At 50.3% G+C, this 13,871-nt stretch carries 9 protein-coding genes; 4 read left to right on the top strand and 5 right to left on the bottom strand.

Features of this window, described 5'->3' with window-relative positions:
* Positions 1-163: 163 nt before the first annotated feature.
* Both hutH and hutI read right to left on the bottom strand, forming a co-directional pair.
* Positions 164-1,681, bottom strand: coding sequence for a histidine ammonia-lyase (gene hutH, locus EI42_RS25785; protein ID WP_371860001.1), 1,518 nt, complete (start codon positions 1,679-1,681; stop codon positions 164-166).
* A gap of 906 nt (positions 1,682-2,587) precedes the next feature.
* A complete protein-coding gene (hutI, locus tag EI42_RS25780) occupies positions 2,588-3,901 on the bottom strand; it encodes an imidazolonepropionase (RefSeq protein WP_111325522.1) in 1,314 nt (437 codons plus the stop codon).
* Between the two features lie 353 nt (positions 3,902-4,254).
* Between hutI and EI42_RS25775 the strand changes: the two genes are divergently transcribed.
* The 3 genes from EI42_RS25775 (at position 4,255) to EI42_RS25765 (ending at position 5,729) form a co-directional block, all read left to right on the top strand.
* Positions 4,255-4,518, top strand: coding sequence for a hypothetical protein (locus tag EI42_RS25775; RefSeq protein WP_111325521.1), 264 nt, complete (start codon positions 4,255-4,257; stop codon positions 4,516-4,518).
* Positions 4,519-4,521: 3 nt separating this feature from the next.
* A complete protein-coding gene (locus tag EI42_RS25770) occupies positions 4,522-4,881 on the top strand; it encodes a rhodanese-like domain-containing protein (RefSeq protein ID WP_111325520.1) in 360 nt (119 codons plus the stop codon).
* Positions 4,882-4,955: 74 nt separating this feature from the next.
* The gene (locus EI42_RS25765) at positions 4,956-5,729 is read left to right on the top strand and encodes an enoyl-ACP reductase FabI (protein ID WP_111325519.1); all 774 of its coding nucleotides are present in this window, start codon (positions 4,956-4,958) and stop codon (positions 5,727-5,729) included.
* Between the two features lie 1,116 nt (positions 5,730-6,845).
* Here EI42_RS25765 and EI42_RS25760 read toward each other — a convergent pair.
* Positions 6,846-8,648 (bottom strand): serine protease, encoded by a 1,803-nt coding sequence (locus EI42_RS25760; RefSeq protein WP_111325518.1) that lies wholly within the window; start codon positions 8,646-8,648, stop codon positions 6,846-6,848.
* A gap of 912 nt (positions 8,649-9,560) precedes the next feature.
* Between EI42_RS25760 and EI42_RS25755 the strand changes: the two genes are divergently transcribed.
* The gene (locus EI42_RS25755) at positions 9,561-10,493 is read left to right on the top strand and encodes a DUF6612 family protein (protein ID WP_111325517.1); all 933 of its coding nucleotides are present in this window, start codon (positions 9,561-9,563) and stop codon (positions 10,491-10,493) included.
* A 549-nt stretch (positions 10,494-11,042) separates the two neighbouring features.
* Here the strand turns inward: EI42_RS25755 and EI42_RS25750 are convergent.
* Entirely contained in the window at positions 11,043-11,903 is an 861-nt protein-coding gene (locus tag EI42_RS25750) for a hypothetical protein (RefSeq protein ID WP_111325516.1), read from the bottom strand.
* A gap of 23 nt (positions 11,904-11,926) precedes the next feature.
* Positions 11,927-13,861: a cyclic nucleotide-binding domain-containing protein gene (locus EI42_RS25745; protein WP_111325515.1), complete on the bottom strand. Its 1,935-nt coding sequence runs from the start codon at positions 13,859-13,861 to the stop codon at positions 11,927-11,929.
* Between the last annotated feature and the right edge of the window lie 10 nt (positions 13,862-13,871).

Below are 13,871 nucleotides of genomic sequence, written 5' to 3'. Positions count from 1 at the left end.
CCAAAGCTTCATGTTTCACGTGAAACATCTCCATCCAGAAGCATAGTCACAGGAGCAAGCAGTGATCGTACTCCCATACTGTTTCACGTGAAACACTACCCGCTTCAGCAAGTCGCTTATCGAAGAAAAATGTTTCACGTGAAACAGACTTTGTATTTCTTTCCTAAATATCGGCAAAGGCGCCTTCTCGAACAGCGTCTGCAAGCTTTGCGATATCTGGGGCCAGAACGCGATCATGTTCAAGCATCGACACACGCTCACGCACTCGGGCATACGCGATTTGCACCCCGGCCCCGGGTTTTAACGGCTTACGGAAATCCAGCATTTGAGCGGAACACATTAACTCAATGGCAACAACCTGCTGTGTAAGCTCAATTAAGCGCAACAGCTTATGGGCGCTGGTCACCCCCATACTGACAAAATCCTCCATCCCGGCAGAGGTAGGAATGGAATCAATGCTCGCAGGATGAGCCAGGATCTTGATCTCGTTGACGAGAGCTGCCGCAGCATATTGAGCAATCATAAATCCTGAGTTTAGCCCCGGGTCCGGTGCCAGGAACAGAGGAGCGCCGTCTTTATCCCAGTCATGCGGCCCCATCAGATTATAGATTCGGCGCTCAGAGAAACTTGCCAGTTGAGCAAGCGCGATAGCCAGCGTGTCCAGAGCGAGCGCAAGAGGCTGACCGTGGAAATTCCCGCCACTTAAGACATCTCCCTCCTCTGGGAAGACAAGCGGATTATCCGTCACCGAGGACAGTTCCCGTTCAAAGATGGTACGACAATAGGTTAGTGCGTCGCGAACTGCACCCAGCACCTGAGGTGAACAGCGAAGGGTATAGGGGTCCTGAACCCGTGAGCAGTTAGCATGGCTTAACACAATCTCGCTATCGCGCAGAAGATGCCGAAGATGAGCCGCTGTTTCCTGCTGTCCTACCTGTCCACGGCGTCGATGAATCCGCTCGTCAAAAGGAATATGACTTCCCATCAACCCCTCGATGCTCATCGCACAGGCAACTTCAGCAGTACGTAAAAGGGCCTCAGCATCGACTATAGTCAATACAGCAATTGCCTCCATCAAATGGGTACCATTAATTAAGGCCAGTCCCTCCTTCGCCTGCAAATGAAGTGGCGAAAGTTGCGCCTGCTGCAAAGCCTCTGCTCCACTCATCTGCTGTCCGTTATACCAGGCCTCTCCTTCCCCGATAAGAACCAGTGCTAAATGGGCAAGCGGAGCCAGATCGCCACTTGCTCCCACAGAACCACGAGAGGGAATCACAGGAACAATATCTGCATTGAGCAGAGAGACAAGCTGCTGTACCACAGCAACGCGCACACCCGAATTGCCGCGCGCCAGACTTGCCGCAAGCAGGAACATCATTGCGCGCACAACTTCCTTACTGAGTGGCTCACCCACACCAGCAGCATGACTTCGTAACAGATTATGTTGAAGATCAACCAGTTGATCTTGTGGAATGCGTACACTGCTGAGATGTCCAAAACCGGTTGTGATGCCATAGATCTTCCGTCCCTCAGCAGCCACCTGATCGATTACAGCACGAGCCGCCTGGATTCGTTGAATCGCCTGCTCGCTGAGCGACACCGGAGCAAAATAGCGCGCAACCGCATGCACATCCTCTATTTTTAGCGCCTCCCCATCAATCACACGCATAGTCTGATCAATATGCTTCTCATGATGGAAGTCTGCGTCATGGTAAACAGTTGATGCTGTACGCTTCGTCATAGAAGAAATTTCCTTTCTGGCATCATTGCCAATAGAGTAGAATGACGATGGCCAGAAGCAAATCAGAGTCACTTCCAGCAAACACTATTACAATAGCACGTTTCGGCCTCTTTGTGTGCGCTTCTAAGCAACCATCGAGAAACCAGCTCCCCTATTCACTTCCAGCATAGGCCAGTTCGTCAAAAAGAGGAGAAACATAGTCGGTGCGGAGAGAGAGTGTTTCACGTGAAACACTCTCTCTCCGGAGAACTATTTTATCGGGGAGCAACGTCCGAATGTTTCACGCGCAACAGTCCCGGATCAGAATTGATGCTACGCCCTTCCTTCATGCACGGAATTTGACCGTTTCACGTGAAACAATCCCTCCTCTATGGGAAGTTGTTTACCAGAATACAAAGGGCGAATGGTTCACACGAAAGATCCGCAGTCTGAAAGGGCTACTTCTTCCTTTAGGGGAAAGAGAGTTTTGTTTCACGTGAAACACTTTTCTTCATGAAGAGATTTGCCAGGGATTTCTGGTTTCCTTGATGTTTCACGTGGAACATTCCCCCTTAATAAGGAAAACCGCTTTCCGGAGCGCAAGGTCCGAATGTTTCACGTGAAACACAGAGACCTGCATTCTGGCAACCTCTTTTCCCTGATAGAGGAGTGTTTCACGTGAAACACTCTCCGCTTTAAGGCCTTTCTTCAAAAGCACGGATCAGTTCTCCCGTTTCACGTGAAACACTCTTTCGAAGGAGGAGCTATTCACAAGGGCAAAAGGTGTAGCGTTCCACGTGAAACAAATTACACTTCTGCACTAACCGCTTCAAAGGGCAGCCTCGGGATGTTTCACGTGAAACGGAGCTACTTTGGCATCAGCACCGAGTGTATCAGATTCACTCCGAAGTGGTACCCAATCTCATGATAATCCTGAATGGACCACAGAGCTAGCTCGCAGCGTTTCCCGACCTCGATACTGCCAATCTGATCGTGTAAGGCCAGAGCGCGCGCTCCATTAATCGTTGTGGCGGTCAGTGCCTCTTCCAGAGACATACCCATAGCCGACATTGCCAGACCAAGCATCATCTGCATATTCTCGCAATAGGAGGTGCCGGGATTGAAGTCCGTAGCCAGCGCCACATGTAAGCCTCGATCCAGAAAACGGCGCGCGGACGGATACGGAGTGCGCAGTGTATAAGAACAGCCCGGCAGCAATGTCGCGACGACTCCGGCTTCGCGCATCGCATCCAGATCCTCATCAGTAGCAAAGTCCAGATGATCGGCAGAAGTAGCACCGAGTTCTGCCGCAAGACGAGCGCCGCCGCCGGGTGTCAGTTGATCGGCATGCACTTTTAATTGATAGCCCAATTCTTTTGCACGCGTCAGAATACGACGGCATTCTTCGACAGTAAAAGCCTCGCGTTCACAGAACACGTCGCAAAAACGAGATAGATGAACAAAGGCAGGTAGCATTTCCTCAACAATCAGATCGACATAGCGTTGTCGTTGTCCGCGATATTCAGGAGGAACGCTATGAGCTCCCAGAAAAGTAGGAACCACGCGAATACTGTCCAGAGAAGACAAGCTCTCCTGCCAGGTGGCGTTCAGGCTATTGATGACGCGTAAACAGGTTTCCTCAGTCTCCTTACTCAAGCCATAGCCAGTTTTTACCTCTACCGTCGTTGTACCGTGCTGACGCACAGAAGCCAGACGTGCCAGAGCGGACTGCTGTAGTTCCTCCTCACTCGCCTCTCGGGTCGCCTGCATTGTTGTTAAAATACCGCGTCCCTGAGCCAGCAACTCCCCATAGCTGACCCCGGCACGGCGCAGATGGAATTCCTCAGAGCGATCTCCAGCAAAAACCAGATGAGTATGGGAATCCACAAAACCCGGTGTAATCACGGCTCCCCGGGCATCAATCAAAGTAATACCGTTGCTATCCTCGGGATTATCCGCAACAAAGTGCGGCTCATTCACTCCTTCCTGCCCTATCCAGACAATTGATCCTTTATGGACAGCGATAACCGCTTGCTCAAGGACCTGTAGAGGGCCACTCGCTCCCTCTATAGGAGCTTGCGCCACCGTGACCAATTGCTTGATATTGCGAATAACGGTGCTGGCAAGAATAGTTGTAGGCGGTTTCTGATATGGATCGACCGGTTGAACTTCGTCTGTCATTCTCCCTGATTCCTCCTGCTTCTCTCTTTATATCTAACGCCATTTCCCCACGGAGAGCCCGAAACAGGCATTCCCCAGGAGTAACAAGGGGAAAGGCGCGCGGAACACGTGTATGTATACCTTGCCTGCGCCTGATAAAACCTATCAGACGCTATAGTATACCATGCTACTCCGCTCCCCTTGCCCTCAGTAAACGGATTTGTTACACTGTGAAAGAACATATTCTTTTCCAGGGATTCCAACACCATAAACAGTCTTCAGCTCAATGAGAGCCATGAGACCTCTCCCTCTTGCTCAAAGGGAAGGGGAAAGAAAACGTGTGGTGCCGGGATACCTTACCAGGAGTGCTCACTATGCGAGCGATTGATGACAGTAGTCCCAAGTATGCGGCGGTGCTACGCATCTTACAGATCTATAAACAATTGCCGGAAAGCGATGTAGCCCGCATGCTGCATGACTTCTATCTCATCACCGATGATTTTCGTGAAATGGAAGACCAGGGCCTACTGACCCTCTCGTTTATAGGTGACGAATATATACTCGCGCCGACTCTCCTGGGAAAGCTCTGGCTAGAGCAGTATCAAAGCGAGTCGAGCGAGACTACCGGGGAGAAATAATATATGGCATACGAAGAACAGGAAGCGGCTTTGCCCTATACAACAATTTCAACAGAACAGGCAAAGCAGATGATCGAAACCGGCGCTCACGTTGTGGACGTACGTGAACCGGAGGAATGGCAGAGCGGCCATATTGCACAGGCTCAACTTGTACCTATCAATAGCAAGGGGATTTATCTGTTCGGGAAAGCCCTGGAGGAACTTCATTTACCGACAGACAAAGAGGTGATTTTTGTGTGTCGGTCAGGCCATCGCAGCTCGATCGCCTCAGAAATTGCGTCGTTGCTTGGTTTCCAGAAAGTCTACAATCTGGCAAATGGCATGATTGGCTGGCTCGATCACCGCTACCCGGTTGAGCGCTAAAAACAAACAAATCGAGATACCCTTGTTCAAAGCTAGCATAGGCTAGCTTATTTCTTGAGAGGAGATGGTTACTTATGTCTCTACTGGAAGGCAAAAAAGCCCTTATTTTTGGCATCGCGAATCATCGCTCTATTGGATGGGCAATCGCACAGTCTCTCGCGTCTCAAGGTGCCCAGCTTGCTTTCACCTATCAGGATCGCATGGAAAAGTATGTCAAAGAGCTCGCAGCAAAGATTCCCGGCACCGTTACTTTTCCCTGTGATGTCCAATATGATGATCAGATCGATGAGGCATTCGCAAAGACAGCCGAAGTCTTTAATGGTGAACTGGATATTCTGGTTCACTCGGTTGCCTTCGCTCCCGCCTCCGAACTCGAAAATCCATTTGTGCAGACAACCCGCGCAGGCTTCCACACCGCTCTGGATATCAGCGCTTACTCTCTGATCGCTTTAGCACGTCGTGCCGCCCCCATGATGCAGGCTCGCGGTGGCGGCAGCATCGTTTCACTCACCTATCTGGCAAGTGAACGCGTGATGCCGAAATATAATGTGATGGCTGTCGCGAAAGCCGCTCTTGAGTGCAGCACTCGCTATCTGGCTTACGAGTTGGGCGAACACAATATTCGCGTCAATGCCATTTCTGCAGGCCCTCTCAACACGCTGGCAGCTCGCGGTATCTCCGGTTTCACCGGCTTCCGCAATCAGGCCGCGCAGGTCGCACCACTTCGCCGCAATATCGAGCAAAGCGAAGTTGGTGATACGGCGCTCTTCCTGTGCAGTGATTTGGCTCGAGGCATCACTGGCGAGGTTCTCTTCGTTGATGCAGGCTACAATATTATGGGCGCTTAAAATCGATATACCATTTCTGCCGGGCCTTCTCTACAAGGACCCGGCCTTTTCTTATCCAGTTCCATAAAACAACTCTCCGTTTCACGTGAAACAATGCAGGAATTTGAGGGCTGCATGTTTCACATGAAACACACCCTTTACAAATGCTTCTCTCGATCTCCGACTTCAAAACGGTCTCCTCTGCGTTGCACGTGAAACAGTCCTGTAGGATAAAGCACAAACCAATTCCACCCATCTGGCAGCACCCGCCTTTGCAGTATCAATCTCAGTTCTCTGTTTCATGTGAAACAATAGATTGCTGAAAAAAAGCATTGCCCTGGACGCGTTTCACGTGAAACACTGTATGCCTATGGAAGCAGTGCCGATGGATTGAGCTTTCAGTCCGTGTGCTTCTAGAAGAGGAACCAGCAGGCAAGCACTGCTTTCGATGCAGAGGTACTGTTCCATGTGAAACAATATATGCCCCCTTATGGCAAGAGCGAAGGAAATGTTTCACGTGAAACGCTTCCTCAATCTCTCCAGGTGAAAGCTAACCTCGCTGTTTCACGTGAAACAGTCTGATAGGCCGGAAAGCAGCAACGTTCCCTTTTATCCGGGGCCTGAAAGCGTTCAGGATCGCGCGCCTTTTTGGAGGCAAGCACTGATCAGCAGTAATCAGCGGCATTTTTCAGAGGTGAATGTTTCACGTGAAACAAAGAGAGCGTGGCCTGATATGGATAGAGGCCCGGTTCAACCCGGGATTGTTTCACGTGAAACACTGAATTCTACATCTCATCCGAAGCCCCCGGAGTCCCATAGATGCATATATTCTGCTCCCAAAAGAGCGAGCGCGCAAACCCTCGATGAGGATGTTTCACGTGAAACAGTGATACTCTCTATTTCCTTGAGCAGAGAGCAATCGTTTCGCGTGAAACAGTTCGTCGTTATAAAGAGCCACAGCAACAGGAGGTATATCCAGCAACAATGTTTCACGTGAAACAGCAATGCGATTTCTTCCAGCCCTGGTGTTTCACGTGAAACGCTCCGCTCAGAAACCAGGTTACGCTGACAAGGACGCAACAAAAAAGAAGAGCCAACCTCTTTTCAAGAACAAGAGATTGGCTCTCAATACATATTTTACTGCTCAACGTGGTGTGGCGGGGGCGGAGTATGCGGAGCAGGTTCACCACAAACTCCACAGAAACGAGCCTCCGGCCGATTACTATGCCCACAGGGCCAGACACTCAACCCGGCACTCGAACTCGCTGGTTGTTGCTTTGGCACAGGCTGCGCCATTGGGCTATTTGGCTGCGACTGCTGAGGAACCGGAGCACGCCGCACAGTAACCTCATCAGCGATCGAAGATGGAGCCGGGGACGGAGGAGCTCCAAACGCATACATACTATTATCAAACTGAGATGGCGCTTGCTGCTGGCCAGGTTGCGGCACCGGAGCATAGCGCTGGAACTGATTATACTGGCCCTGAGGGGGCGCGTTCACAAAACCAGTTGAATAGGGTGCTCCACCAGCGAAAGGAGCAGGCTGCACCTTTCGTCGGTTGCCACTTCGGATCACCAGGTATGCCAGAACGATACAGAGCAGCGCAACAAATGCGATGACAGCAATCGTGATAGCAAGCGTAATCGGTGAAGAGAGGAGTGCCGGCACAGGTTGATTCTGATTGGTCGTCGGCACCTTCTCAGTAGCAGCCTGCTTTTCTGTATAGTCCTGGTACGACTTGATTGCCTTAAAATCAGGGTACTTCTTTTCAATCTGGTTGAACAGATCAAGCGCCTTATGCCAGTGTCCGGCCTCATTCGAGGCGTAGGCATTCATCGCATCACTCCACAGCTTTTGCAGTGACCCCGGTTTAGTATCAAGACCAAGCTGTTCCACCCATTCGCGTGCATAGTTACTGGTTTGCAGGAAGCTTGTATTTCCGCGGCCGCCGCTATCTAGCCCGAAGCTGACAATCCCGACAACGGTTCCTTTGCTATCCAGAGCAGGACCGCCACTATCTCCATGCTCAACATTGCCCCCGACCTGAATCAAGCGTGTGCCATTATTCGTTGTCTTGATCGAAGAAACAGTAATCTTATTGACTGAAGAAGTCAACATATTTGTTGGCGTATCGCTTACATCGCCATTGCCAGGAAAACCAATGATGGTGAGATTATCTTGCTGCTGTACCGATGAAGAATCACCGAGCTGTATATGAGGAGTATCGGTAAACGCGGCGTGAATGATCGCCATGTCCTTGTCTTCAATCGAGCTCTCCTTATATACCTTATCAACAGGTTTCTGTACAAAATCGGGCAGTTCACGGAACGAAGATGCATCTAACGGACCGGTATAATCTGTGCTCAGGAAAACAACGCTCTCCGTCTTGGTGATATCGATTGCCCCTCTCAGTTGCCCACTCTTCAACTGGTTTTCAACATCTTCGGCGGTGGTTCCCTTTTCTCCATGTTCATTCAAGTAAAGCGCGATGTCAGGCGCGGCCACCTGATAAAAGTAGAGAGCGAGCGAATCATCTTTTGGAGGATTGATAACATGGTCTGCGGTAAGAATATCGCCTTGAGAGGAGATAAAGGTTCCACTTCCCAGAGCGCTCCCCGCATAATTCGAGCCAACAGCATTTTCGCTTGTGCTGCTTCCTTGAGGGAATTTCACCGTTTCGCCTGACTTCATTCGCACAGTAACAGTAGCAAAAATAGTGGTTGCAATACGCACTACTGCGGGTTTTGCGATTACAACCGCTCTGACCTCGGGATCTTCGACATTTCCTCCCGGTCTTCCTTCGGCTTTCGCGGTTGCCGTGATGAATGTATTGCTCAAGAGCAGGGCCAGGAGAACAGTAAAGGTCATCCCTAGTACCACGATTCGATTCATCCTGTACAGGGAAGAAGAGGCATTTTGCGCAATTTTCTCTTGATTCATAACTGATAATTCCTATCCTAAGGCGTATTCATGGATAGAAAGGTGCCGCCAATTGTATTATAGCTTGTTACGAATAGAATACAGAAGAAATACGTTTCGTTCAAAGCCCAGGTTACAATAGACGCGAAAACAGGCCGTTCTCAAACAAGCCGTCCAGTTTGCACCTTCTTCGTACGAGGACTTACTGCTGTTTTTCTGTACAAGCACCAAATGACAAACAGCAAGAACCCGAAATTACTATAAACCAGTACCCTGGATACAACCCTCTATACCCTGAAAAAGACCCTGAGGACTATTCGCCTCGGCTCAATATCCATCTTCAGCAAAGGGGGTTCAAGTAAACAGCATTCCGATGAGCACCCTCTTCCCAGCTCTCACAACATCAATAACCGGCCTCGGCGCCGATTCATCAGCGCACCCATCGAAAAGGCCTGCCTCATCCACTCAGGAAGAGAAGATGCAGAGAGACGGATACTGTTTCTCTATGTTCTACGATTCCAGCAGGATTTTATCGTCAGCAATGGCTTCTGCTATAACTCCTACCCAGTATTTTCTTATTGTAGCCTCCCAAAAGAGACAAACCGCATTCCTTTCATATATTATGAGCCTGCTTGCGTGCCCGACGCTATGAGCTACGCCACAACCTGAAACAATACGCTCAACTTCCATACCTGTTGAATCTCTGCGCTTCTGTTCTCATGGACAGGTGTTATTATAGCATAATAGCGCATATTCATTCTCTATTCCGTTGGATCTCCAGATAGTATGCTGTACGTCACTTTTTTGAACCTATGAAACCGTTTTACATGTCTCTTCCGTATTTACTACAGATCATAAAAAGCAGGATCATTTATCAAAGAGTCTTCATAAACAAACAATTCTCATATAGAACAGAGATGAGGAGCAGGGAATATGCAATTGTGGAAAAAAAGAAATGTTTCCTTTCTCTTGCTGGCACTTATGGTCTTCCTTCTAGCGGCCTGTGCCCCTCAAGAAGGCAATACCCAAACGACTCAAACAGCAAATGAAACTCCGCTGGAAGCGATCCAGAAAAGCGTTGAAGCAATGAAACAGCTCAAATCTGCTCATCTGGAGTTGCAGGCAAATAATCAGGTCAAGAACCCAATACAACAGACGCCGCAGAGCATGCCGACCACCGCTCAGACACAGGATATCACAATTCAGGTCAAAGGAAACGGTGACGTCAGCATGCCCGATCAGGCTAAAATCAACTATACGCTCTCAAGCGGAAAGCAGAATGCGCAGCTTGTCCAGATCATGAAAGGCAATAAGGTCTACATTCAGAACCAGCAGGGCAAATGGTATGTCCTGGATAAAGAGGTCCTGATGCAGCAAGCAGGCATTCCTGGCGGCCCATACCAGCTCGATCAGCAAAGCATGCTCGGGCTTTTACAACACGCGAAAATCAAAGATCAAGGTATTCAGTCGCTTCGTGGCGAGAACATGCGTCATATCTCCGCTGATCTGGACAAAGAGGCCTTCAAAGAGTTACTGCGCAACAGCCCGCAACTGAAGGGCTACTTTGGTCAGCAGGATATTGAAACAGTGATCGATAAAACAAAATCCTTCAACTCAACAGTTGATGTCTGGATCGATCAGAACAAACATTATGTGCGTCGTACCGAAATGAAGGTCAATATGGCCCTTGATCCGTCTGCCATCTCCAACCAATCAACCCAGAAAGGTGATATTACATCGACCTCCGATCTGGTAATAGATCTCAGCAAGTTCGACGAACCAGTGACCATCACACCTCCCGAGCAAGCAACGCCAACAAATAACCTTCAGGAGGTACTGGGAATTCCCCAGGAGCCACAACAGTAAAACCACTTGAGAGGCTGATCAAAACAGCCTCTCCATTTCTTTGTATCCGCACCTCTCAATGCAGCTTCTCAAACCACTGTATTGCCCCCTTCATTGTCCAACATCCTCCCCCGGGTAAGACAAGATATCAGCCAAAAATCCTACTCCCAGACACGTGAAAAGACGCATGCACAATGAACAGTCCGGGAAAACTCTGTCACTCATCTCCGCTCTGAATAGGCGTTTCTTGCTCAACATGTTTACACAGAGAAAAGTGCGATGGTGCTGCATCATTAATCATTCCTGGCACTATTATGGCTCTTGCAATCACACAGAGAAGGGGGAACAAGCCAAAATGGATGCTCATCTACAAATCCCCCTGATCGTGACCACAATGTCGCAATGAATATTTTGCACAAAGCCTTGCAGGGTACCGGCAGAAGGGAACCAACAAGCGACAGGACCATGAAACGCCTCTGGACTCCCTGGCCTCTCCTCACTGTCTCATGAGAGGCAGATGAGCAAGCCTGCCTGGTAAAGGAAGCATTTTCTCTGCTTCAGCCAGGGGCGTCAAATTACATGCAGTATTACCAGAATCTGCATACAACAGTGATACAGAATCACGGCGAAAGCTAGTAACGACAGCACCACATGAACACAACGCCAGCGCCTCATCAGTCGCTCAGCATGCCTCATACGCCGTAACGAACTAAGCAGGGAAGCTCGCTTACGCAGGATCTCACGTACTCGCTGAAAATCCTGGTGTTCAACCGGAGCAACAGCAACTGTACGCTGCGCGTCTCTCTGACCGCGCAGAGCCAACCGGCAAAAAGATTTGAAAGCCTCCGATTTGCCTGCACAGAGGCGCTCCACTGCCTCTGTAAGCTCCTGGACCCGTTCCTCAACAGTTGGCGCAATCCCAACTCCATTTGTTCCGGCCTCACGGACAATACGCCCCGTGTAGAACATATCTAGCAGCTTACCAAGTACACCACTCAGCACCAGCACAAAGAGCGCCAGAAGCGCCCCCGGGCCCGCATACGCACGTAAGAGGTCACTCCACTGCACCAGGAAAGCATGGGTAATACCGGCAAAATCACTATGCATCAGGGCAACAAGAAGCGTCGTCGTGCCCAATCCAATATGCATCCAGAGCCAACTCTGCACCTTTCCTGGCAATGCCCGCAACAAGCGCCGCCGTAACGAATAGGAAGCCGCAAAGAGAATCAGCACCAGCGTCACAAAACCAAACGAACGCAGCGGCTCCTGTGCCAAATTAGTGACAGGCTGTGTATATTTCACATACAGGTAACCACCGAGGACCCCCCCATAGATACCAATACCGCACAGCAGCCAGAGCCATTTCATTCGTGAATCGGGTACGCCCCAGAGGCGAACTCGTTTCGTTGATTGTGAAGATCGTAAAAGCATTGAAAAGCGTTTGCCCCCCTCTTCTACCGTGCTTTCCGGCTCAAAATATCCTCAGTTGATCCAAAGAATGTAACAGGGTTCACACGGATCGCTGCGCCAGTCGGGCAGGCCTGAATACAGGCCTGATTCTCATACCCGGCACAAAGATCACACTTCACTGCGACCTTCTTCCGCATTTCCTCGCTCAGGTCTCGGGGTTTCTGCACATCAAACGGCCCCGGTGCAACTCGCTGCTGAAGTACCGGCAAAGTACGACGCCCCCGCTCTTTGCCCCCACGCAAGAAGAACGAGCTAAAGCGTTGCCAGAGATTTTCCCCCTGTTGCGGTTTCTCCTCTACATCCACAATAGAAATGCAGTGATATGGACACCGTTCTGCACAGATACCACAGCCGATGCAGCTTTCAGTAATATAGATTTCTCCGGTTGGCGAACGCGCAATCCCGGCGCGGCTACACAACATGCAAACGGGATCCAGGCATTGGCGACAGACCGAAGCGATGCTCAGGTTACCGACTACCTTTCCTTTGCGGTTCATGCGCGAGTGACCATGCCTGCGCGCACAGGCCTCCTCACACTCGTTACAATGGATACACTTATCAAGGTCGATCACCAGAACATCTGTGCCCTCGATAACGCCATCACTGACGAGCGTATGGAGCCCATGTCGTGCCGCTTTATCGGTCTCGATTGCAAAGCTCAGAGCGCTGCCAAATGGCTCAAAAACAGCACTGTATGCAGCCACCTTTGATTCTTTGTACAGTTGCATCTGCTCCTGAAAACGTTGTCGCACCTCTGGATAGCGACGAAGAAATTGCAACAGCACAGAACGAGGGAGCTCAGCCGCAGTGGTCCGAGTCATTGCAGAGACAGAAACCGCCTGCTTATCACCTAACATATCCAACCCGCCAGCGAAATAATCGCCACATTGCCGATAAGCTATTACCCGTTCTCCTGCCCCCTTTTCAGCAGCTTTCAGCATAGTACGACGAGAGACTTTCACAAAACCATCCAGGAGAATATGAAGCGATTCGCGGGAAGGACGAGCGTCAGGGTCCTCGCTGAATAAGCTTTCCCCTCGCTCATAGTGCTTGATGATCATCCTGGTAGCCAGGGCGTGGATCTCGTGGGCAGGCACGCCCTCAAATAAGGGCAAGCGCAGCAGAATAGTTTCGGTTAGACGAGCAGCGTAAAGGCCCTCGAAATAATGCTGAACGGCAGGAACCAGTTCCATCAGACGCTGGATGACCTGTTCGGGAACCTCCAACATAATGCAATTTCGCTTGGTCCGGACAGAGAAAGAGCGAGGTTGACCACTAAACAGGCTCTGTTCACCAATGTACTCGCCCCGCCGAACGATCGCAAGCGATATCTCCTTCCCGGCAGCATCGTGGGTGAATAGCTCCACCGCTCCTGCAAGCAAAAGATAGAGGGTATTACCAAAGGTACCTTCTTGCACCAGGAGTTCATCAGAGGAAAAAACGTGCAGCGTCGATGCCGCAACCAGATGGAGCAAATAGTTGTCGGGAACCGCCGATGCATCCCGAAGTGCAGGTTGCTCACGAAGCCGCCTGAGCAATAATGGGATATTCCACCCCTGGGGCAAATTGCTGAGAATATGTGCGGTATCAGCCTTTTCATCCCAGGAAGACCCCAGACGCTGCTTCAAGGACAACATTAATAAGTCACGATGATCCCCGACAGGGCAAACAGGCACACAGGAACCACACATCACGCACTCATGGATAAAGCGGGCAACCAACGGAGGAATCTCATCGCCTATGGTCGCCTGATTGAGCTCAGCAATGGTCATTTTGTTGGAAAGAGGAACCGGACATGCCTGCATACAGCGATCACAGCCGATACACATGTCTATCTCAAAACGGATCTCATCCGTTGTCAGCGCTCGAAGATCCTTGCGGTGCGCTAACCCAATTGGCAGAGCGGACGTTTTTGTCATTGCCAGCTCC

This window comes from Thermosporothrix hazakensis, from assembly GCF_003253565.1.
Lineage (GTDB): Bacteria > Chloroflexota > Ktedonobacteria > Ktedonobacterales > Ktedonobacteraceae > Thermosporothrix > Thermosporothrix hazakensis.
The sequence above is the reverse complement of the archived record's forward strand: the minus strand, read 5'-3'. Positions and strand labels throughout refer to the sequence as shown.